This window comes from Agrobacterium sp. fls2-241-TYG-188a (assembly GCF_030209845.1).
On the sequence record NZ_JARVRD010000006.1, the window covers coordinates 189,950 to 212,786 of the forward strand.

General features: G+C 57.6%; 19 protein-coding genes and 1 riboswitch. Of the genes, 3 read left to right on the forward strand and 16 right to left on the reverse strand.

Annotated features, from left to right (window positions below; all coding sequences use genetic code 11):
* Window positions 1-48 precede the first annotated feature (48 nt).
* Window positions 49-510, forward strand: a complete 462-nt coding sequence (locus tag QRN85_RS18650) for an Lrp/AsnC family transcriptional regulator (protein ID WP_062586000.1) — start codon at window positions 49-51, stop codon at window positions 508-510.
* Window positions 511-547: 37 nt separating this feature from the next.
* Here QRN85_RS18650 and thiD read toward each other — a convergent pair whose 3' ends face one another.
* The 9 genes from thiD to QRN85_RS18695 form a co-directional block, all read right to left on the reverse strand.
* Window positions 548-1,348 (reverse strand): bifunctional hydroxymethylpyrimidine kinase/phosphomethylpyrimidine kinase, encoded by an 801-nt coding sequence (gene thiD, locus QRN85_RS18655; RefSeq protein WP_284759726.1) that lies wholly within the window; start codon window positions 1,346-1,348, stop codon window positions 548-550.
* On the reverse strand, window positions 1,345-2,001 hold the full coding sequence (gene thiE / locus QRN85_RS18660; protein ID WP_502870802.1) for a thiamine phosphate synthase: 657 nt from the start codon (window positions 1,999-2,001) through the stop codon (window positions 1,345-1,347). Before thiE ends, thiD begins: the two co-directional genes overlap by 4 nt.
* Window positions 1,991-2,728 (reverse strand): hydroxyethylthiazole kinase, encoded by a 738-nt coding sequence (locus QRN85_RS18665; RefSeq protein ID WP_284759727.1) that lies wholly within the window; start codon window positions 2,726-2,728, stop codon window positions 1,991-1,993. The genes thiE and QRN85_RS18665 overlap by 11 nt, the downstream gene beginning before the upstream one ends.
* A gap of 68 nt (window positions 2,729-2,796) precedes the next feature.
* Window positions 2,797-2,899: riboswitch (TPP riboswitch) on the reverse strand.
* A 73-nt stretch (window positions 2,900-2,972) separates the two neighbouring features.
* A complete protein-coding gene (gene iolG / locus QRN85_RS18670; protein WP_113221202.1) occupies window positions 2,973-3,965 on the reverse strand; it encodes an inositol 2-dehydrogenase in 993 nt (330 codons plus the stop codon).
* 243 nt (window positions 3,966-4,208) lie between these two features.
* Entirely contained in the window at window positions 4,209-5,546 is a 1,338-nt protein-coding gene (gene telA, locus QRN85_RS18675; protein WP_113170790.1) for a telomere resolvase TelA, read from the reverse strand.
* 80 nt (window positions 5,547-5,626) lie between these two features.
* Entirely contained in the window at window positions 5,627-6,769 is a 1,143-nt protein-coding gene (locus tag QRN85_RS18680) for a M24 family metallopeptidase (RefSeq protein ID WP_113221203.1), read from the reverse strand.
* 89 nt (window positions 6,770-6,858) lie between these two features.
* A complete protein-coding gene (locus tag QRN85_RS18685; protein WP_113221204.1) occupies window positions 6,859-8,223 on the reverse strand; it encodes an AcvB/VirJ family lysyl-phosphatidylglycerol hydrolase in 1,365 nt (454 codons plus the stop codon).
* Window positions 8,220-10,820: a bifunctional lysylphosphatidylglycerol flippase/synthetase MprF gene (gene mprF / locus QRN85_RS18690; RefSeq protein WP_113092779.1), complete on the reverse strand. Its 2,601-nt coding sequence runs from the start codon at window positions 10,818-10,820 to the stop codon at window positions 8,220-8,222. Before mprF ends, QRN85_RS18685 begins: the two co-directional genes overlap by 4 nt.
* Window positions 10,821-10,996: 176 nt before the next feature.
* Window positions 10,997-12,034: a dipeptidase gene (locus tag QRN85_RS18695; RefSeq protein WP_284759728.1), complete on the reverse strand. Its 1,038-nt coding sequence runs from the start codon at window positions 12,032-12,034 to the stop codon at window positions 10,997-10,999.
* A 114-nt stretch (window positions 12,035-12,148) separates the two neighbouring features.
* Between QRN85_RS18695 and QRN85_RS18700 the strand changes: the two genes are divergently transcribed.
* A complete protein-coding gene (locus tag QRN85_RS18700; RefSeq protein WP_284759729.1) occupies window positions 12,149-13,660 on the forward strand; it encodes a serine hydrolase domain-containing protein in 1,512 nt (503 codons plus the stop codon).
* Window positions 13,661-13,682: 22 nt separating this feature from the next.
* Here the strand turns inward: QRN85_RS18700 and QRN85_RS18705 are convergent, their stop codons facing one another.
* The 7 genes from QRN85_RS18705 to QRN85_RS18735 all read right to left on the reverse strand — a co-directional run bounded on the left by QRN85_RS18705 (window position 13,683) and on the right by QRN85_RS18735 (window position 21,699).
* Window positions 13,683-14,549, reverse strand: a complete 867-nt coding sequence (locus QRN85_RS18705) for a D-amino-acid transaminase (protein WP_112962425.1) — start codon at window positions 14,547-14,549, stop codon at window positions 13,683-13,685.
* A 12-nt stretch (window positions 14,550-14,561) separates the two neighbouring features.
* The gene (locus QRN85_RS18710) at window positions 14,562-15,626 is read right to left on the reverse strand and encodes a P1 family peptidase (protein WP_284759730.1); all 1,065 of its coding nucleotides are present in this window, start codon (window positions 15,624-15,626) and stop codon (window positions 14,562-14,564) included.
* Between the two features lie 117 nt (window positions 15,627-15,743).
* A complete protein-coding gene (locus tag QRN85_RS18715) occupies window positions 15,744-17,747 on the reverse strand; it encodes an acetyl-CoA carboxylase biotin carboxylase subunit (RefSeq protein WP_284759731.1) in 2,004 nt (667 codons plus the stop codon).
* A gap of 11 nt (window positions 17,748-17,758) precedes the next feature.
* Window positions 17,759-19,291, reverse strand: a complete 1,533-nt coding sequence (locus QRN85_RS18720) for an acyl-CoA carboxylase subunit beta (RefSeq protein ID WP_113221209.1) — start codon at window positions 19,289-19,291, stop codon at window positions 17,759-17,761.
* A 96-nt stretch (window positions 19,292-19,387) separates the two neighbouring features.
* Window positions 19,388-20,143, reverse strand: coding sequence for an amino acid ABC transporter ATP-binding protein (locus QRN85_RS18725; protein ID WP_284759732.1), 756 nt, complete (start codon window positions 20,141-20,143; stop codon window positions 19,388-19,390).
* Window positions 20,140-20,820: an amino acid ABC transporter permease gene (locus tag QRN85_RS18730; RefSeq protein WP_062585969.1), complete on the reverse strand. Its 681-nt coding sequence runs from the start codon at window positions 20,818-20,820 to the stop codon at window positions 20,140-20,142. Before QRN85_RS18730 ends, QRN85_RS18725 begins: the two co-directional genes overlap by 4 nt.
* Before the next feature lie 105 nt (window positions 20,821-20,925).
* On the reverse strand, window positions 20,926-21,699 hold the full coding sequence (locus QRN85_RS18735) for an amino acid ABC transporter substrate-binding protein (protein WP_284759733.1): 774 nt from the start codon (window positions 21,697-21,699) through the stop codon (window positions 20,926-20,928).
* A 373-nt stretch (window positions 21,700-22,072) separates the two neighbouring features.
* Here QRN85_RS18735 and minC point away from each other — a divergent pair, with 373 nt between their 5' ends.
* Window positions 22,073-22,810, forward strand: coding sequence for a septum site-determining protein MinC (gene minC, locus QRN85_RS18740; RefSeq protein WP_162723360.1), 738 nt, complete (start codon window positions 22,073-22,075; stop codon window positions 22,808-22,810).
* Window positions 22,811-22,837: the final 27 nt, after the last annotated feature.

A 22,837-nucleotide genomic window follows, 5' to 3' on the forward strand; every position in this document is an offset into this window, starting at 1 on the left:
AATGATTGCCTCAGCACGCAATTTTCAACGGCAGAACGGAATATCTTTATGTCTTCTCTGGACGCTACCGATCGCCACATCATCCGCCTGCTTCGGCTGAATGCCCGCATCAGCAATGCCAAACTGGCCGCCGAAGTCGGGCTTTCGCCGTCTGCCTGCCTTCGCCGCGTCGATATTCTCGAGCGTGAAGGCGTCATCCGAGGCTATACTGCGCTGACGGGAAGCGCGGCTGGTGGCGATGTCATCTCCGTTATCGTCCAGATCACGCTTGACCGGCAGACGGAAGATTTCCTCAATCGTTTCGAGAATGCCGTTCGCCGTTACCCGGAAATCCGGGAATGCTATCTGATGACTGGCGGATCGGACTATTTTCTGCGGGTAGAAGTTGAAACCGCAGGGGATTTCGAGCGCGTCCACAAGGATATCCTGTCGAAACTGCCCGGTGTATCCCGCATCCATTCCAGTTTTGCCATTCGCAACGCCTTGGCAAGCCCGAAGCCGAGAGCGTGATAACGGTCGACCGCGCTTTCGGTGTGCCAAGCTGCAATCAGGCACTCCACCAGCGATAAAAATGATGCACGGGGCCGTGCCCACTGCCTACCCGCAAGGTGCGTCCCGCAGCCAAAGCACCCTGGAGGTAGTCTTTTGCCAGACCAATAGCGTCGGCCAAGGGATAACCCAGAGCCAGATTGGCCGTGATGGCAGATGCCAATGTACAGCCGGTCCCGTGGTCGTTTCGGGTTTCGAGCCGGGGCATGGCGAATTCCTGAACGCCCGTCGAATCCAGGAGAATATCGATACTCTCCGAGCCGGAGGCGTGCCCGCCCTTGATCAGGACTGCGCCGACGCCGGTCTTCAGGATTGTTTCGGCCTGCTGGATAACCTCATTGCGGGATGCGGCCATTTTCATTCCGCACAAGAGAGCAGCTTCAGGCAGGTTTGGTGTTGCCAGCACCGCCAGGGGAAGCAGCATGGACCGCAGACCCTCGACAGCATCTTCCTGCAGCAAGCGATCTCCAGATGTCGCTACCATCACCGGGTCCAACACCACAGGCATTTTGCGGCCTTGCAGGCCTGCGGCGATGTATTCGATGGTCTCGGTGCGGGAGACCATCCCGATCTTGACGGCATCGACCTTGAGATCAGAGAATACAGCGTCCATCTGGGCCCGCACCATTCCGGCCGAGACGTCTTCGACGGCGATAACGCCTCTGGTGTTTTGTGCTGTGATGGCGGTCAAAACGCTGGCGCCATACACGCCCAAGGCAGAGAATGTCTTGAGGTCGGCCTGTATGCCCGCGCCTCCGCCGCTATCGGAGCCTGCAATTGTCAGTGCGATGGCTGTCATCTGCGTGCCTCCAGCGCAATATCCACATGATGGCGGAAGTACCGGGCTGCGGCGGCAATATCGGTGGCGCGAAACAGCCCGGAAATAACCGCCACACCGTCTGCGCCAGCGGCGATGAGAGCGGGCACTTTTTCCAGTGTGATGCCTGCGATAGCGCCGACCGGCATATCGGGCCGCATGTCTTTCAGAACGTTCCTAAGGCCCCTGAAGCCTTCCAGCCCCACAGGAGCGTCGGGGTTTACTTTCGAGACGGTATCGAAAACGCCGCCGATACAGGCATAGTCTGCCGGTGCGTTGCCCGCGCGCTCGGCGTCGTCCATGTTTTTGACCGTCAGGCCAATAATGGCAGCAGGCCCGAGCAGCCGCCTTACCGTTGCCGCGTCCATGTCATCGGCACCCAGATGGACGCCATCCGCGCCTGACGCGAGCGCTACGTCGACCCGGTCATTGATGACGAGCGGAACGCCCGTGCCTTGCAGAGCTTGCAGAATGAGAACTGCCTGCTGGATCATCTCTCGGGTCGAGGAATGCTTGTCTCTGTACTGGATGATGGTCGCCCCATGCCGCGCCGCCACCGCTGCGAGTTCCGGCAGGGGGGCGATATCGGCCAGTGATGCATCGACCAGCGCGTTCAGCCTGTAATCAATTCTCATGTCGTTCAATCCTCGCAAACGAAACGATTTCATCGGTACTCAGTCCGTTGAGGGCATCGAGAAACGCCGCCTCGAACGTCCCCGGACCACGCGAATGCCGTGCCGCAATTTCCGCAGAAACGCCTGTGGCTGTCAGGGCGGCTGCGGCCGCGAGAACCGGGTCTGTCTCAACCGCCATGAATGCCGCAATAACGCCGCCGGAGAGGCAGCCGGTGCCGGTAACTTTCGCCATCCAGGGATGACCGTTGTGGATGGTCGCCGCCCTGTTCTGGTCCTGAAGCAGGTCCTGCGGCCCGGTCTGGATACGCAGCGCCTTGGCGACATCGCCGATCACGGACATTTCCGCCTGGTTGCCGCGCACGATTGCGGGGCCGAGCGCAAGCATCTCCCTGGCAAATGCTAGGCGGGATGGGGAATAATCGCAGTGAACAGGGTCAATGATCCAGGGCTTGCCCTTGGCGTTTGCAATGGCGACTGCTTGCCGGATGACCTTGCGGCGTGCCTCGTCCAGCGTGCCGAGGTTGATAGTCAGCGCATCGACCATGAGGACGAAATCCTCAATCTCCTCCGGCGATGACGTCATGGAAGGAATGCCGCCGACAGCGGTTATTCCGTCTGCCGTGAATTTCTGGACGACGGTATTCATCAGGCAGTGCACCCGCGGACGTCGCTCGCGCACCCGCGTTAAAAGCTCGCCCGCCTTTTGGGCCGTGGGGAAATCGATCATGGTTTTCTCAGCACTCCAGACGTCTCGATGCAGAGACCCGGGCCAGGCGGAGAAGAGAAAAGCATTGCCTGCGCAGACTGTTCCGTTCCTACGCCGGCATGACCCGGATCAGGTTCAAGGGTCCGGCTCAGCGCCATCTCAGCATCGTCAGATGCTCCCCTCGGAATGTCTCGAAAGTGGCGTCTTTTACGCCTGCTGTCAATGGCGCGAAGGCATGGCAAGTGCCACACCTTCGCGGCAACGATCAGGTCAAATGCACAACGGTTTTTTCGCGTGCGGATTTGAGTGCGGCATCGGCCAGCTTCAAGGCGATGAGGCCGTCCTTTGCGGAAGGCGAGGGTGCGGCATTGTTCTCGATGGCATCGATGAAGGCCGCTATTTCTGCCGCGTAGGCTGCTGTGTAACGCGTCATGAAGAAATCGTGCAGAGGCGGACGCGTATAGCCATGCTTCGTCGCAATCTCGATGGAAACGGGCCGCTGGTTTTCTGCGGCTACCGAGCCGAGCGAACCGTGGACTTCGATGCGCTGATCATAGCCATAGGTCGCGCGGCGTGAGTTGGAAATCATCGCCTGACGTCCCGTCGCCGTGGTCAAGACGATACTGGCGCTATCGTAATCGCCGAGTTCCCCGATCTTGGGGTCCACGAGAACGGAGCCGCTTGCAAACACGCTGCCAATCTCTTCGCCGAGCAGGAACCGGGCGATGTCGAAATCATGGATGGTCATGTCGCGGAAGATGCCGCCCGAAACCTTGATATATTCCGGCGGCGGCGCGCCCGGGTCACGGCTGGTGATGGTCACCATCTCGACCTTGCCGATCTGGCCGTCATCTATTGCTTTGCGCACGGCACGGAAATGCGGATCAAAACGGCGATTGAAGCCAAGCATGATCTTGGCGCCCGTCTCTTCCACCACATCGATGCAGGATTGGGCACGTGCGACATCCAGATCGATCGGCTTCTCGCAGAAAATAGCCTTGCCAGCGCGTGCAAAGCGCTCGATCAGATCGGCGTGGGTATTGGTAGGTGTGCAGATGATAACCGCATCAATGTCGGGATTGGCGAGAACGGCATCGATGGTGCTGATCTCGCAACCGGTTTCATCGGCAATCGCCTGAGCTGCCTCCTGAAAGGCGTCTACCACGGCAACCAGCTTTGCACGCTTGTCAGAGGCAATTGCCTTGGCGTGGACTTTCCCAATGCGCCCGGCACCCAGCAAGGCCAATTTCGTAACCATCGTTTCCTCCCGATCTGGTCATCTGGGCGCGTTGGTCGCGGTCGAGAATAGAACGTCGGCGCGAGCACGAAACCCATTTTGGAATATATGTTCCATCTTGCTAGATGCCCGTTTCATTTGTGTCAAGCAGTCTTGAGCGAGAGGTGCAGGCCAGATATTTTGAGCAGCTGAGATCCCATGCGCACACGCCCGCGCACTCCTTATCGGCTGCACCGGTTTGGTAGTGTCTGGAAGGTCTTGCCCTTAGCTCTCCGGCATTCCAGGTATCTGATTGATCGTCCGCATCTGGTTGATGGTGCGATCCGCCAGATGCTCCGCGCGCGCCTTGGACTGGTCAGCATCTTCGGGAAAGGTGTAGGTCATGTAGGACAATGAGGTTTCAAGGTCATTGTTGTTGTGGCCAAGGATAGCCGCGAAATAGCTGTTCTTGGTGACCCGTGGGGGCGCGAAATTGCGGAATGCAATTTCTGCATAGAGATGACGCAGGCCATAGGGCTTGGCGGGTTCTTCCTTGGGCCAGATATCTTCGAATTTGGCGATGACGGCATCCCGCAAGGGCAGACGAACTTCCGAGGTGAAGTCGTCGACGCTTAGCCCCAGCCAAAGCTTGCCATCGCTACTCTCGCGCAGGCGGCGATAGGCGTCGAGGACGATTTTCGATTGCTCAAGCACAGGAATTTCATAGGTAACACCGAATTTCGTGCCTTCGCCCTGCTTGGTCTTGGCCTGACCGTTGAAAAGCACACTCCATTTCGAAACGCCCTTGCCATAGGGCGCAGGCTTAAGTTCTGCCTGTGTGAAGATTTCATAGGGGCGACGCCCGGTCGTTCCCATCAGGCCAATAGCAATCGTCATGGGATCGGATGCGAGCAGGTAGCGGCGACACCGCTTCATGACTTCGGCATGGTTTTCGAATGTAATCAAAGAACCGTGCTTCTTGGCAATCTTCGCCATCTTGATCTTGCGTGCCTCATCGTAGAGCTGAGGCGTTCCGGCGGCGATGCGCAGCATCGGGTGCTCATCGCCAAAGGCCTCACGCAAGGCATTCCGGTATTTCGTGATGTAGGAGATTACGGTTGCCTGCGCCTTGTCCTTCATCGAGTCCATTTCGCGATCCCACAGGGCCTGCATCTCCGCCTTGGTCGAAACACCGTTCGTGGCGGCAATGAAGTTGGCAACGCGCAGGAGAAAACGCGGCTTGCGGCCAACCATATTGGCCTCGGCCCGCTCGAGCTTTTCCCTGATGGAAGTGGCGACACCGACGGCGGGATAGTCTGCCGCCTTTATATAGGTATCCAGCCGCTCCCGAAGTTTTTTCATGTTGCAGATGGCAAGCGGAGTCGTCTTGGGACCGAAGGCGTCTTTCAACGCGTATCTATATTTTACAATATATAGCTCGAGCGTCTTTTCCGTGCGTCCGTTTTCGAAGTGAAATCGCACCTCTTCGTTCCAGAGTGCGCCAATTTTCTTCGTGTCATACGTGCCGTCTGACTTTTTGGTATTTTTTATTTTTTCGATAAATTCCCCTATGCGGTCTACCAGCACGGGTGTTTTGGTTTTTCTTTTTTCGGCAACGGACATGCTTGACCCCGGCAATATGATTCGCACTGCAAAAAGTATATTTTATAATGACTTTGAAAAGCCAGTCTTCTTTATTAGCTCTATTGAAACGGCTGTGTCGGAGCTATGGCAGGGCGTGTAAACCACTGTGGCCCATCATCCGACATATAGATGTGGTCTTCCAGACGTATTCCGAATTTGCCCGGATAAACCAGCATCGGTTCGTTGGAAAAGCACATTCCCTTTGCAAGCGGCAAAGTATTGCCACGAACGATATAAGGCGCTTCGTGGATTTCCAGGCCAAGCCCGTGACCGGCCCGATGCGGTAATCCCGGCATGGCATAATCCGGCCCAAGGCCATGTTTCCCAAACACCGCGCGGGCCGCGTCGTCGAGGCTGCCGCAGGCTGCGCCGATTCTGGCTGCGTCAAAAACCGCCTGCTGCGCTTCGCGCTCGATAGCCCATGCATCCGCAAAGGCAGCGTCGGGTTTTTCCAGCACATAGGTGCGGGTAATATCGGAGTGGTAGCCTTCGATGCGCAAACCGGTGTCTACCAGAATGACATCGCCTTCCTGCAGCACCTGGTCGCCATCCGCGCCATGCGGGAGTGACGTTGCCGTTCCAAAGGAAACGATGCAGAAGTAGGAACCGCTGCCGCCGCTGAGTGCCCGGTGCTGTTCATCGATGAACTGAACAACCTGCGAGGCGCGAATGCCGGGTTTCATTGCCGCGTGCGCGCGCCTGTGGACCTCAAGCGTAAGATCCATCGCATATTGGATGATCTCGATTTCTGCCGAAGACTTCAGACTGCGAAGGCCGCTGATGAGATGTCCGCCGTCGACAAGCCTGTCCTGTCCGCAGGCCTTGGCCAGTGCGTGATAGACAAAAAGCGGCAAGGCATCATCCAGCGCGATTCGGCCCGCTCTGCCAACAATCCGTGCCACCAGTTCCGCCGGGCTTTCTTCTTCCTGCCAGAGGTGAATGTCGCCTTCGATATGCGGCAGCGTGTCGACGCGCGACTTCTCAAATCCCGGGACAATATAGTGCAGCGCAGATTGCGTGATGACGGCTCCCAGAAGCCGCTCGCTCTGGTGCCAGACGAGGCCGGTAAAATAGCGCAAACTCTCGGTCGAGCCGAGAAGCAGTGCGTCTATATCTTGCTCGCGCATAGCAAGACGCAATCGCTCCAGCCGTTGCAGGCGTTCTGCGGTGGAGATGGAGGCTGGTCCTGGGGGCTTGAACATCCGTCGATCTCAAATTGATTTGACACCACATGGATTAGCGGCTTGCAGTGTTGTATTCAATATGTCGACCGAGAAATTACAGCCTTGGGCTACTGACCGAGACGCTTTTTCAACGAGGAAACAATGCGTTTGGTCAGGGCCTCGTAATCCTCATCGAAATGGTGCCCTCCCTCAATCCCGATCGTCTCCACACCCTTGTCTTTGAGTGCAGGGCAAGCAGCTTCTTCGTCTTCGGTGCCGTAAACGCACTGCACGATTTTCGGGTTGATCTTTGCCAGATCCGCGACGGGGTCCTGCGCTCCGGAACCTGACACACCAAGCCATCCGCCGACAGAGATTTCGTATGATACTTCATGCGAGAGCGAAAGCAGGCTCATCTGAACGACGCGGGCTTTGTCCTTTTCCGGCAGGGTATTGAAGGTCACGGGCAAAACGTCGGCACCAAAGGAATAGCCGATCAGAAGTACGTTCTTGACCTTCCACTCCTTGCGATAGGTATCGATGATACGTGAAAGGTCCGAGGCGATATCCTGCGGTTTTTTCTCCGACCAGAAATAACGCAAGGAATCCACGCCGATGGTCGGTACGCCATCCTGCTGAAGGAAGCTGCCGATATCCTTGTCCAGATCGCGCCATCCGCCGTCGCCGGAATAGATGATCGCCATTGTGTCCATGGTGGGCTTGGCCTCAAGCACGGTCAATGGCAACCCAAGTGGATCATCGCTGTTTCCGGCTGCGTCGATACGGTCGGTAAGAGCCTGCGCGAGAGCCGCCTGCGCCTCATCCGTCACGTCTTTGACGTCAATGTCCGGGTGGGATTTGGTAAGCTCTTCCACATGCGCGCGGCCCTTGGCATCGGCCTTCGGGCTAAAGACGACGCTGACCGGCGCCGGCAGGGGTCCGTCTGTCAGGCCGTAGATCATGCGGCCATTATCCGGCTGTTTGGTCGCCGGCGTGCAGAGAATTTTTTCAAGCGGAATGCCCGCAACCGGATCAACGGCCACAGCCTCGCTGATTGTCGCTGCAGGGCTTTGCGCGATCATGGCAAGCGCAAGCGTCGCGCCATCTCCGACACCGGCGATGATGGGTGGGCGGTAGTTGGACACTCCGGCCTTGCGCTGAATTTCCTGCGCAAGTTCCTCAATGTCCGAGATCATGTAGATGCACTCATCCTCATTGGCCTTGAGTGCCTCTATGTATTTCGGCATGTCTATTCCAACGACAGCCGCGCCTTTCTCGACCAGCGCCTCTGCTTCCGTCTGCTCTGCCTCTCCCCATCCGCTTGCGCCCGATATCAGGAACACATTGGCGGTCAGGTCTCCGTCCGGCAGGAGGATGTGGTCTGCGGGGATCATGCCTGTCTGAAAACCATTGGCTTCCTGTGCGGATGCACAGACCGGAACGAAGGTCGTAGCCGCCAGCAATGCGATTTTCAGGTATTGGAGGGCTGTCATTTACCAATCACTCCTCTGACGCCGCCGCTGATGAGGACGGTTGCGTCCATAAGCGCCAAGGCGGCACTCGTTCCGTTGGAAACCGCGACATAGCGTGGCTCCCATTTCGGGTGAAATTTCGACTTGAACGCCCTCAGACCCTTGAAGTTGTAAAAACGTTCGCCGTGTTCGAACAATGTGCCACCAATCCGGTCCCAGACAGGCGCTGCCTCTCTCTTGGACATGCCGGAAAGTGGCGCCATGCCAAGGTTGAAGTAGGAGTAACCCTGTTCGCGCATATATTCAATAATGCTGACAAACAGGAAGTCCATCGACCCCCGTGGCGCATCGGGCGAGAAGCGCATGAGATCGACGGTCACTTCATCCTTTGTCTCGGTCATCAGCAGGTTCGCAAAAGCGGTTATCTGGCCGTCCTTGCGCAATACCGCGACGGGTTGCGAGAGGATGTAGTCCTTTTCGAACGATCCGAGCGAGAAGGTCTTTTCCCGGGTGTTGTGATGCGCCAGCCACGAGTCCGATACGTTCTTCAGAGCATCGTAGATTTCAGGAACATCCGGCGTATCAACGACGGAGAACGTCAAGCCGTCGCGGGCGCCACGGCTGAGCGACTGCCTCAGATTGGCGAGCTTTCCGCCTTTCAGTTCGAACCGCTTGAGATCCACCATGGCGAGTTCACCGAGCTTGAAAGCCCGAAGTCCCGCATCGGCGCAGTAGGGAAGAATGGCAGGCGAGATCTGATAGAAGACCGCTCTGGCGCCGGATGCGCGCGCCTGCTCGACGAATTGCCAGACAAGGTCGGAGAAATCGTTCTCGTCACCGACCGGATCGGCCAGCGCAATCCATGAGCGGCCTCGAATGCCGTACATGATGAAGGCATTACCGCTCTCCGACAGCATGACGTGCTTGTCGCCCATACGTACGAGATTGGCGTCCGCAACGCCCTGTTTTTCGACGATCGCGGTTGCCTTTTGAATATCCTCAGGATGGATTTCATCCGGTCTGTAGATGACGGGTCGCAGCAGGCTGAAAATGGCGACCGTTGATGAAGCCAGCACGAGGCCAAGGAGCGCACGCAGGCCGCGTGGTGCTTCCTCGGAAAACTCGAACTGCCACCACAGCGTCTGGCTGTAATCGGTGTCACGATAGACAAAGAACAGGATTGTCGCTGCACCGGCAACAATAACCGCCATCGCCGCGAGCCAGGTCGGTCCCAGAGCCTGACGCAACAGAGAGGCATGACGGTTGAAGCTTCTGACATTGAAGAACAGCGCGACGATAAAGATGCCGAGGAAGATCGCCTCGAAAACGGCAATGGCCTTGATCAGCGAGAGGAAGAGGCCGCCCGCCGCGGAGACCAGCGCCACCCACCATGCACCGTCCAGCCTTTGGCTTAGCCCGCGCGACGCGACCACGAGCACCAGGCCAAGAATACTGGAGAGAAAGTGTGCCGCCTCGATAATGGGCAAAGGCACGAAGCCGGACAGGAAATCGAGATTGCTGTCCGGCGTTGGCGTCACACTCGAGAAAATCAGCATGGTGCCGAGAATGAGGGCAAATGCGGACAGCAGGGACGGTGCCAGACGCCCGGCAAGACTGCCGATATCCGCCATGATCGGCTTGGAGGCGAACTGCTTCATTTCCGATGCCAGCATGAGGCAGATGGCGACGAGAAGCGGCAGCACGTGGTAGATCATGCGGTAAAGGACGAGACCGCCCAGAAGCTGATCAAGGCTGATGGCGTTGCCCAGACCGGCGACCATGACTGTTTCGAAAACACCGAGGCCCGCCGGAACATGGCTGAGAACGCCAAGGCCGACAGCGGTGGCATAGATGGCAAAGAAGCTTGGCCAGCCGACATTCGTTTCCGGCAGGAGCACATAAAGGACGGATGCCGATGCCGCGATATCGAAAGCCGAGACCAGAAACTGGCGTGACGAGGTTCGGCTATCGGGAAGGCGCAATTTCAGCCGCCGGATCTGGATAACCCTGCCGTTGCGGCCAAGAAACATCAGAGCGGTCATGACGCAGATGATCGCCAGAGCGCCACCGCGTAACCATGAGGGTTCTATGCCAAGAATGCTGGCTACCCTTGGGGCGACGATAAGAGTGGAGAGCGCGCTGACGGCGAGCAATCCCAATCCGAAAGAGAGCGTAACGAAGGCGATGATGCGGGCGATATCCGAAGGGCTGAGCCCCATGCGCGAATAGGCGCGGAAGCGGATAGCACCGCCACTCAAGGGGCCAAACCCGGCGGTGTTGCCAACGGCATATGCAATGAATGCTGTCGCGATGACCGAGGGCGCTGGCAATTTCTTGCCGATATACTCTATCGCGTTGAGATCGTAGCAGATCAGGGCGGCAAAGCTCAGGCCGGTGAACAGAACGGCAAGGGCCGCAGCACGCCAGCTGGTATCGGCGAGTGCGACGACAATGTCGTCGTAGCGAACTTCAGATGTCAGCTTGTAGATGGTAAACGTCATCATCAGGAAGACGACGGTTACCGCAATCGAGGTGAGATGAGGTCGGTATCGCTCGAAAAAGCCCTCGAGTCCGGCTTCAGCCACTTCAGCCTGCGCTACGTCGTTCTTCTCTGTCATATGCTTTTCCACAAGATTGCGTCAGGCCAACCACAGCATTGTGACGCTAGTTCGTTGTGTTCTCAGAAATACGAAGATTTGCTTTTTATTTCATAAATTCTGAACACAAAACCGGTCGGGCAGCGCAGACCTTTTCTGGGCGCCCGTAACCGGCCTGTGGATGGCAAGGCTTCCGCTTAAGCGCCCCAGGTTTTTTCCAGAACCCTGATCCAGTTTCCATGGCAGATTTTATCAAGCGACGCCTGATCATAGCCCGCATCCCGGAGTGCGTTGACGAGCATTTGCAGGTCGGATGCATCCTTCATTGCGGCAGGAATTGTGGTGCCATCGAAATCCGATCCCATCGCAACGTGATCGATGCCCATCCTGTCGACCATGTAGTCGACATGCCGTACCAGCTCGCTGAGGTCTGTATCGGGGTTCTTGACCCCGTCCTGGCGCATGAAGAGGACGCCGAAGTTGATACCGGCCAGGCCGCCGCTATCGCGGATGGCATCCAGCTGTCTGTCGGTGAGGTTGCGACTGTGATTGCACAGCGTGTGGGCATTGGAATGGGAGGCAACGAGGGGCGCATCCGTGATCTTGGCGATATCCCAAAAGCCCTGCTCGTTCATGTGGGAGAGATCGACAAGGACCTTCAGCTCGTTGCAGGTCGTGACCAGCCGCTTGCCGGCATCGGTCAAGCCGGGGCCGATATCGGGTGTCGACGGGAAACGAAACGGCACGCCATAGGCAAAGCTGTTGGGCCGGCTCCACACGGGGCCGAGCGAGCGCAGGCCAGACTGGTGGAGGACATGCAGGGCGTCCAGATCGGTATCGAATGCCTCCACGCCTTCGATGTGCAATACGGAGGCAAAAGCGCCATCGGCCATGGCGTTACGGATATCTGCAGCGCTCCGGCAGACCTTCAGCCCGCCATTCGAGGCGGCTTCGATGCGAAACAAAAGGCTGGCCATGCCCAGTGTGGTCGCCAAAGCCTGCGTTTGTTCGGGAGCGATGAAGTCGCGATTGGCATCGAAGCCCTGAGGCGACGGCACGAAGATCGCACATAATCCACCGGCAAGACCGCCCTTTTTCGCGCGCGGCAGGTCGATATGTCCAACGGTGTCGCCATCAACGAAAAGACGTTCCGGGGACGGGTGCCCTGAAAGTTTCAGACGTAGCAGGACGTCGTTGTGACCGTCGAATACGGGTACCGCTTTTGGGCTGCTCATGGGGAGGTCGCTTTCCGAAAATGTATGACAGGCGTTGCTGTAAACGGCAGATAGGTGCAAATGCAATGCAAGAACAGGGTAACGCCGCATCAAAAAAGGCATTGGACGGAAAACATGCAGAATGACTTGGACTGGAGCCGCGCCGCGAAGGTTGCTGACGGTTTCGCCTCTCAGTGGGGAAGCGCGGAACCCGGTGGCGCGATCATAGGCTTCGATCTGTCCGGTATCCGTTTCAAAAGTTCGGGCGGAGTTGAAAGCCTTTCCACGCGCGCTCCATTCACGTCGGAAAGCGTTGTTCGTTATGCCTCGCTGACCAAGCACGTCTTCTGCGCCATGGTGCTGCAGAACAGCGACGTGATTTCACTCGATGATCCGCTCTCCATGCATCTAGACGAATTGCAGTCGCCTCTGGCGGACCTCACGGTGGGCCAGGCGCTGGATATGTCCGGTGGCTTGCCGGATGTGAGGGAATGCCTGTCCTTGCTCGGTCTCTCCGTCTACACGGAAACGAAAGCGGAGGCGCTGCTGTCCTATCTCTGCCGCATGACGAGGCTCAATTTCAAGCCGGGCCATGAGGTATCCTATTCGAATACCGGGTATCGGCTGGTCGAAGCGGCGCTCCAGCGAAAGGGGCTGTTCTTCGACGCTTTCGTTCAGGAAAGGCTCTCTCAGCCGCTCGGTATTTCCCTGAATGCACCTGATGTCTGGAACGATCCGGTCAGCGGACTCGCACCGGGTTACTGGAAAAGCGACAGAGGCTGGCAACTCTCAGCCGCGGGCCTGCATCTTTCCGCTTCAGGAAGTCTGACGGGCAGCGGCGAGGCGCTCGTGCGCTGGCTACAGGCGCTTTTGCGCGGTGAAGCGGGCTTTGCCGGGGTGCTGGACCGCCTGTCGGCGCAACGTCCGCTTGCAGATGGCAGAATGAGTGATTACGGGCTGGGGCTGCGCTGGTCGCGTCTTGGAACACGCCGCTTCGTTGGCCATGGTGGTTCGCATCCGGGCTACAAGAGCTATTTCCTGACTGATCCTGACAATGGAACCGGCTTTGCCGTTGTCTCGAACCGGGAGGACACGAATGGCTACAAGATTGCACTGGAAGCCATGGCGGCTCTGACCGGCCTGCCGCTGCCAAAAACGTCAAACACGCTGCCAGAAGGGCTGTATGTCACCCAAAGCGGGCCCTATTGGCTGGAGATAAGGGGCAGTGTCGCCACCTATATCGACGCTGAAGATACCCTGTATGAAGACGTCGACGGTTGGGTCTCCTCCCGCTCCGCATCATCACCGATGCGCCTGCGCAAAGACGGGATTGCGCTGGTGGGAGAGGTTGGACATGCGCAGCGGCGCTTTCTGCCGGTCGGCCAGCATGACGTGCCAGCGGCGCTTTCCGGGCGGTGGGTATCACCAGAGGGGGCAGAGTTCGACATTGCTGATGGCGCCCTGTCTATAGGGACAGGTCCTGTGCGCCACACCATGCCACTGACGGCGCTGGGCAATGGTCGCTATCTCTTCACCCTCATCGATGGACCCTGGACGAAACGGGTCTGCCTCAACATGCTGGGCGAAGACCACCTCGAACTGGTATCGAACCGCGCACGGATGGTCGAATATCGACGCTCGATCTGAGCCGATCAAGCGCCGTAAAGTGTCAGATTGCCGTGCGACGGGCGTGCTCGAGATAGAGCTCGCGCAGGCGCATGACCAGCGGCCCCGGCTTGCCGGTTCCAACAGGCTTGCCATCGATTGTGGTGATGGACATGACGAAGTTAGAGGCGCTGGTCAGGGCGGCTTCCTGTGCTTCCATCGCTTCCTGCAAGGTGAATGCACGTTCCTCCAGCGTCAGTCCCGCCTCCGCCGCCAATTGCAGCGCGGCCTGCCGCGTGCATCCGGGAAGGGTCTTGTTGCTGTTGCCGCGCGTGACAAGCTTCCCGTCCGCTGTGACGATATAGGCCGTCGATGACGCACCCTCGGTCACGAAACCGTCCTCGATCATCCACGCCTCGTCGCATCCGTCCGCTTTGGCCAGACGCTTTGCCATGACTTGCGGCAGAAGGCATACGGATTTGATATCGCGGCGGGCCCACCGCTGGTCCGGCACGGTTTTTACCGACAGTCCGGTTTCTTCCTGCGCACCCCCCAGCAGCTTCTTCGCCTGGGTAAACATGACGAGGGTGGGAGCCAGATCGGCGGAAAAAAGGAAGTTGCGGTCTTCCGCGCCGCGTGTCAGCTGCAGGTAGATCATGCCTTCTTCCAGCTTGTTTTCCCTCACCAGTCGGCGCTCGGCTTCGACAATCTGCTGGGTGGTGACGGGCAGCTTAATGTCAATCTCACCGGCGCTGCGTTGCAGGCGCGCCATGTGAAGATCACTGTCGATCAGCTTGCCTTCCAGCACCGAGGTAACCTCGTAGATGCCGTCACCAAACAGAAAGCCACGGTCGAAAATGGAGAGTTTGGCTTCTGTTTCTGGCAGAAATTCACCGTTGAGATAGACGATACGGCCGTTATCGGTGGGCATGTTTGTTCCTTTTCAAGGTCGAGAGGAGAGCAGCGCCTTGAGCGCGTCAATTGATATGGCGGATATCTTCAATGGTTTGCCGGTTGCCGCGTTGAACCCTGCCGTTGTGGTCGCCATGCAGAGCGAATTGAGGATTGCTTCCTCCGTCGCTTCTATCGCCGCTTCGAAAAGCGGTGAGATCACATCGTTGGAAAGCTCCGGATAGGCATGCAGCCCGCTGCGGCGAGATGGCGTGCGGCGTACGGATTCGGCGGTCGAAAATGCCAGCGCGTAATCTCCGGAACCATTGCTGAGCGCAGCGCCGGTGCGGGCAAGGCCACCAAAACAGCGTGATGCCAACCGTTTGAGATTGCGCGATGACAAGGGCGCATCGGTTGCCAGCACGATCATGATCGAACCGTCCTTGTCTTCATGCGGCGGGTTTACATATGGCTGGCCGCAGACAAGAAGATTGCCACCGTAATTGGACTGGACGAGAAGGCCGATCGTGTAGTTCTGCCCCGCCACATTTACGACGCGCGAACTGGTCCCGATGCCGCCCTTCATGCCAAAGGCGACGGTGCCGCACCCGGCGCCGACAGCACCCTCATCGAATAAGGCTGCGCTTGCACTCTCCAGCGCTTGGGTGATTTCTTCCACACTTGGGCGCGCTGAGCGAATGTCATTGAGGCGAGAATCATTGGTCTCGCCAACCACGGCATTCAGCGAGACGACCTGCTCATTGCCCGGTTGCGCCAGCGTGTACCGGTTTATGGCTTCGACGGCACGTCCGGTGGCCAGCGTGTTCGTCAAGACAATGGGCGTTTCGATTTCACCGAGTTCTTCGATCTGTGTCGCGCCAACGAATTTGCCAAATCCGTTATAGGTGGAAAGCGCTGCAGGCACCTTCTCCTGAAAAATATTGCCACCATGCGCGATGATTGCAGTTGCCCCGGTGCGGATGCTGTCACCTTCGATTGCGGAAAAATGGCCTACGCGCACGCCCGCAACGTCAGTGATGGCATTCAATGGGCCTGTTTCATAAATTCCAGGCGTAAAACCGATATCGCGCAGTCTTACTCGGATTTCGTCAGGCATTTGGCATAACTCTTTGGATGCGCGGCTACGATAGAATACGGAGTTGAGCCTAAGACTCATCGTTGGTCAGATTTAACCCCATTTGCGGCGAAACGGCAGCGCAAACTGCCGCTCCTTCTATTCGAACTCCAAAATCACCTCGTCAACCGCGAGACTGTCTCCGGCGTTGACGGATATCTTGCTCACGCGGGCGCGGCGCTCGGCACGAAGGATGTTTTCCATCTTCATCGCTTCCACCGTCGCCAATGCCTGTCCTGCTTCCACCTGATCCCCGACCGCGACCGCTATTGATGTCACGACCCCGGGCATGGGGCAGAGCAGGAACTTCGAGGTATCAGGCGGCAGTTTTTCCGGCATGAGGCGCGCCAGTTCTGCCACACGCGGCGTGCGAACCTTTGCCGAAACATCTATTCCTTGCCAGCGAAGGCGAATTGCAGAGGGTGAAAGATCGATTTTGACCGCCATGGTCTGGTTGCCAACCGTAAACACCTGCAACGTCTGTCCCGGCGACCACTGCGTTTCGACCGGCAGCGATGCACCGTCATCAAAGGTGACGATAGCGCCGCTCTCTGCCGTCTGGAGCGATAGCCGATGCTCGCTATTGATGAATGCAACCACCCATTCGCTGCCGACCACGCGACGGTGATTGCCAATCGTTCCCGAAATCTGCGTCGCGCGCGTCTGGACGCGGTGGTGGGCGACAGCGGCAATGGCGGCCAGTTTGCGCGCAGCATCTCCGCTAGGCCCGATATTTTCAAAGCCCTGTGGAAACTCTTCGGCAATAAAGCCCGTCGTCAGCCTGCCATCCCTAAACCGGTCATTCTGCATGACTGTCGAAAGGAACGGCAGGTTGTGGCCAATGCCTTCCACTTCAAAGCCGTCAAGCGCATCTGCCATCGCATCGATGGCAATCGTGCGATCTTTGCCCCATGTGCACAGCTTTGCGATCATCGGATCGTAATACATGGATATCTCGCCACCCTCGAAAACGCCCGTATCGTTGCGAATGACGGTGCCGTCTGGCTGATCGCCCTCACTCGGAGGGCGGTAGCGTGTAAGCCTGCCGATAGATGGCAGAAAGTTGCGATAGGGGTCTTCGGCGTAAAGCCGGCTTTCGATGGCCCAGCCGTTCAGCTTCACATCGTCTTGTGAGAAAGAGAGCTGTTCACCGCAGGCAACACGGATCATCTGTTCAACCAGATCGATATCAGTCACGAGTTCAGTGACCGGATGTTCCACCTGCAGGCGGGTGTTCATTTCCAGAAAGTAGAAGTTGCGCTCCCCATCCACAATGAATTCGACCGTTCCGGCAGAATGGTAGCCGACCGCCTTTGACAGGGCGACGGCCTGTTCGCCCATTGCCTTGCGTGTGGCCTCATCCAGAAAGGGCGAGGGGGCCTCTTCGATGACTTTTTGATTTCGGCGCTGGATGGAGCATTCCCGCTCGCCGAGGTAAAGAACATTGCCGTGTTGATCGCCCAGCACCTGAATTTCGATATGGCGTGGCTGGTTGACGAATTTTTCGATGAAGATGCGATCATCGCCAAATGAAGCCTTGGCCTCATTGCGCGAGGATTGAAACCCTTCACGTGCCTCGGCATCGTTCCAGGCAATGCGCATTCCCTTGCCGCCGCCGCCAGCGGACGCCTTGATCATGACGGGGTAGCCGATGGATGACGCGATGTGAACGGCCTCATCCGCATCCTCGATCAGCCCCATATGTCCCGGCACTGTCGATACACCCGCTTCGGCGGCAAGCTTCTTCGAGGTAATCTTGTCGCCCATCGCCTCGATTGCCTTGACCGGCGGGCCGATGAAGATGACACCGGCTTTTCCCAGCGCTTCAGCAAAAACCGGGTTTTCCGACAGGAAGCCATAACCGGGATGCACGGCATCGGCACCCGTCTTCCTGACCGCGTCCAGAATTTTGTCGATAACGATATAGGACTGGTTGGAAGGGGCGGGGCCTATATGGACAGCTTCATCCGCCAGGCGCACATGCAAAGCGTTGGCGTCAGCATCGGAATAGACAGCCACGGTCTTGATGCCCATGGCTTTCGCCGTGCGGATGATGCGGCAGGCAATTTCACCTCTGTTGGCAATGAGGATTTTGGAGATCATCTGTTTTGTCCTCACAGCGGTATGGTGTCGTGTTTCTTCCAATGCGTCGCCACCTGCTTGTTGCGCAGAGACGCGAATGCGCGTGCAATGCGGCGACGGGAGGAATGTGGCATGATGACTTCATCGATGAAGCCCCGTTCCGCCGCCACGAAGGGATTGGCAAAACGCTCCTCATATTCCCGTGTGCGCTCCGCAATCTTTTCAGGGTCAGATAGTTCGGAACGGTAGAGAATTTCGGTTGCGCCCTTTGCACCCATCACGGCAATTTCCGCGGTTGGCCAGGCATAGTTCACATCGGCCCCTATGTGTTTGGACGCCATCACGTCATAGGCACCGCCATAGGCCTTGCGGGTGATCAGAGTAACCAAGGGCACGGTTGCTTCCGAATAGGCAAAAAGCAGCTTGGCGCCGTGCTTTATGACGCCTCCATATTCCTGCGCCACGCCGGGAAGGAAGCCCGGCACATCGACCAGTGTCAGAATGGGAATGTTGAACGCATCGCAGAACCGAACGAAGCGGGCCGCCTTTCGCGAGCTGTCAATATCCAGGCAGCCGGCCAGCACCATCGGCTGGTTGGCGACGACGCCAACGGTTTGGCCTTCAAGGCGGATGAAGCCGGTGATGATGTTTCTGGCAAAGGCTTCCTGTATCTCGAAGAAGTCACCCTCGTCGGCCAGGGCGTGGATCAGCTCCTTCATGTCATAGGGCTTGCTGGAGCTGTCAGGGATGAGGGTATCGAGCCGGTTTTCCAGCCGTGCCGGATCGTCATGGAAGGGGCGTGTCGGTGCTTTTTCGCGGTTGTTCAGTGGAAGGAAATCAAACAGCGCGCGCACGGCTTCCAGCGCCTCAATGTCGTTTTCATAGGCGCCGTCGGCCACGGAGGATTTCTTCGTGTGGGTCAGTGCACCACCCAGCTCTTCTGCCGTGACAATTTCGTTGGTTACGGTTTTGACGACATCAGGACCTGTGACGAACATGTAGGAGGTATCGCGCACCATGAAGATGAAATCCGTCATGGCTGGTGAATAGACCGCGCCGCCAGCGCAAGGACCCATGATGACTGATATCTGCGGGATGACACCCGAAACCTCGGCATTGCGACGGAATACTTCGGCATAGCCCGCAAGCGATGCGACACCTTCCTGAATACGCGCGCCGCCGCTGTCGTTGAGACCGATAATGGGTGCGCCGACACGCGCGGCCATGTCCATGACCTTGCAGATCTTTTGCGCATGGGTTTCAGACAGCGATCCGCCCAGAACGGTGAAGTCCTGGCTGAAGACGTAAACCTGTCGGCCGTTGATGGTACCCCATCCCGTAACGACGCCATCGCCTGCAATTTTCTGCTCGGCCATGCCGAAGTCCACCGCGCGGTGGGTGACATACATGTCATATTCTTCGAAGGAGCCTTCATCGAGCAGCACTTCGATGCGTTCGCGCGCGGTCAGCTTGCCCTTGGCGTGTTGCGCATCGATGCGTTTTTGTCCGCCGCCCATACGGGCCTGCGCTCGGCGCGCTTCCACTTCCTCAAGAACCGTCGGCATGCAGCCTCCCTCATGCAAATGTCTTCACACCGACTTAGATATCAAATTCGGGCGTGAAAACAGTCTACGATGGTAGCGAATGCCGATTTTTTGGGTTCAGAACGTCTGTGCCGCGTTGATGGACGAAACAAAACGGCGTGTCCGCTCCTGTTGCGGTGAGCGGAAAATCGAGTCGGACGAGCCCGTTTCGACCACTTTGCCCGCTTCCAGGAAAACAACGTTGTTTGCAATGCGCGATGCGAGCCGCAGGTCATGTGTCGCCATGACCATGGTCGTGCCTTCACGCGCCAACTGACCAAGCACGTCCACCACCTCTTCCGATAGCTCCGGATCGAGCGCGGATGTCGGCTCGTCGCACAACAGCACCTGCGGCGATGGACCGAGCGCCCGCGCGATCGCGACGCGCTGTTGCTGGCCGCCGGAGAGGTTGGCGGGCCATGCATCGGCCTTGTGTTCCATGCCGACCTTTGTCAGCAGCTCCATGGCGCGCGCCCGCGCCTTGTCGCGCGACCACTTCTGCACGATGAGAAGTCCTTCCATGACGTTTTCAATTGCCGTGCGATGCGGGAATAGCTGGAAGTTCTGAAACACCATGCCGGTCTGTCGGCGGATTTTCTGGATCGATTGCCATGCGACCTTCTTGCCGGAGGTAAAGCTTATCTCGTCGGTGCCAATCTTGACCGTGCCTTCGGTTGGCAGTTCCAGCAGGTTGATGCAACGCAGCAGCGTGCTCTTGCCGCCGCCTGAAGGGCCGACCAGCGCGGTCACGCTGCCTTCCGCGAAGATCAGCGAGATGTCCTTGAGGATGACCGCTTCGCCAAAGCGTTTCTCGATGTTTGTAAGCTCGATCATCGGCTGGTCTCCATCATGCCACCATATCGCGCGAAGCGAACCTCCAGTCTGGACTGCAGGTTGGACAGCACGGAGCTGAGCGCCAGATATATCAGTGCCGCCTCGATATAGAGGATCAGGGGTTCATAGGTCGTCGCGACGATACGTTGTGCGGATTGGAAAAGTTCCGGCACGGTGATGGCTGCGGCGAGCGAGGTGTCCTTGACCAACGATATGAACGTGTTGGAGAGCGGTGGCACTGCAACCCGGCTTGCCTGTGGCAGAATGGTGCGCTGCATGGCCTGGCGCCAGCTCATGCCGGTCGAGAATGCCGCTTCCCATTGGCCCTTTGGAACCGAAGAAATGGCCGCCCGGATGATTTCGGAGGTATAGGCGCCGACATTCAGCGTAAAGCCGATGAGCGCGGCAGAAAATGCATCGAGAAGAATGCCGACGCTCGGCAGGCCATAGAAGATTACGAAGAGCTGCACCAGAAGCGGGGTGCCGCGGATGACCCAGACATAAAAGCGCGCGAGCAGCCTCAAGGGCATGGGGCCGAAAAGCCTGGCAACGGCTGTGGCAAGGCCAAGGATCAACCCGAAAAAGAATGAAAGAAGTGTCAGAGGGATGGTGAACTTGACGCCCGCCCAGAGCAATGTGGGCAGGGAATCCATCATCAGTTGAAGCCAATGTGGCACGTAAAACCCCTTGATGAAAAAAGAAGTCCGGCGCTGACGCCGGACTGTATGATCTGGTTTAGTATGACTTATTTTTCAGCGGGATAATAGACCCCGGACCACCCCTTACTTGGAGACGTCCTGGCCGAAATATTTGTCCGAGATCGTCTTGTAGGTGCCATCTGCCTTGATGTCGCTCAGCGCCTTGTTGATGGCGGCGACCAGATCCTCGTCACCCTTGCGCACGATGATGCCGGAATAATCCGCATCCGCCTTTTCAGCAACGACCTTGACGGGGGCCTGCGGCTGCTTTTTCTTGAAATCGAAGTAGGAAAGGCTGTCATTGACGGTAGCATCGGCGCGACCGGTTAGAACAAGCTGGATCGACTGGTCGAAACCATCGGTGCCGACAAGTTCTGCGCCAGCTTCTGTCGCAAGCTTGCCGAAGTTGCTGGTCAGCGACTGTGCCGATTTCTTGCCCTTCAGGTCTTCAAAACCCTTGATGTCTTCGTTTTTGGCACTGACGATCAACACGGCCTTAGACGCGATATAGGGCTCGGAAAACGCATATTTCTGTTTGCGAGCCTCGGTAATTCCCACCTGATTGATCACGGCGTCGTAACGCTTGGAATCGAGGCCAGCGATAAGACCATCCCACTTGCCCTCTACGAACTCTGCCTTCACGCCAAGCTTCTTGGCGACCGCCTCACCAATTTCGACGTCGAAACCGACAAGCTTGTTGCTGGCATCGTGGAAGGTAAAGGGTGCGTAGGTGCCCTCGGTGCCAATCTTGATTGTTCCGGCAGACTTGATCTGGTCAAGGTTCTCGCCGGCATGAGTGTAGGAGAACAGGGCGGCGTTGATTGCTGCCGCTGCCGAAATTGTCTTGAGCCAGTTCATTGGTATTCCTTCCAGAATTTCTATTGGTCTTTCATCCCACAAAAGCTGCACATTGAAATGGCAGAAAGACGCAAAAAGATGCATTTTAGGAGAATATTTTTCTCTTGCTTGTCGCGCGCGTGATCGCCCGGCCAGCCACCCCATCGGCGCCAGTTTCTGGAGGCCCAACGAAGCGTTGTCAGGAGGCCCAGGGCACGTGGGTGCCCAAGCCAGAATCACGTGTCATTTCAACTGGCTGGCGATTCTTTTGAGCTTAAGAAAATGGTGCAAGTCAAGGCCCCCAGGAAGTTAATTTATGAAGGCCAAAAGGGGTGGCGTTAACCATTTGTTAACCATATCCGGGCTACCTAAAGTCAATGATTTGTTTACCAAGATGACCAAAGTGCTAACAGACTCACGCTCAATCCGTATCAAAGGCCGTTCATTTCTGGCGGTCGTGCTGTCCCCGGAGCAGCCACTGGACCAATGGCTGGAGCGACTCGATGACCTGGCGGCGCGGTCTGCAGGCTTCTTCCTTTCGCGTCCCGTCGTGCTCGACGTTGCGGAACTGAAGCTGGACAAGGCCGGGCTGAAATCGCTTCTGGCCGAGCTGGTGTCGCGCAACGTGGCCATCATGGGCATCGAGGGCGCGCGTCCTTCGATGATCGAGCCGGGAATGCCACCTGCGCTCAAGGGCGGCAAGGCAGCCTCCGATATCGAGGTCGAGCCGGTGTCGCTTGCGACGACGGTCGAGGTGTCGGAAGAGCCGGCAAAGGCGCCGGTGACGGAGATTCGCAGTGTGGTCCAGTCGCTGATGATCAGCGAACCCGTTCGTTCCGGCCAGTCGGTCATCTTCCCCGAGGGGGATGTGACCATCGTCGGTTCGGTTGCTTCCGGTGCGGAGGTTATCGCGGGCGGATCGATCCATATTTACGGTGCCTTGCGGGGTCGTGCCATGGCTGGCTCCCTCGGCAACGCTTCTGCGCGGATTTTCTGCAAGAAGCTGGAAGCGGAATTGCTCGCCATCGATGGTGTTTACAAGGTGGCGGAAGACATAGACCCGAAACTTCGTGGTCAGGCGGTCCAGCTTTGGCTGGAGAACGATACGATCAAGGCGGACAAACTCAATTAAGCCGGAAACGGCCAGGAACAGGAGAGC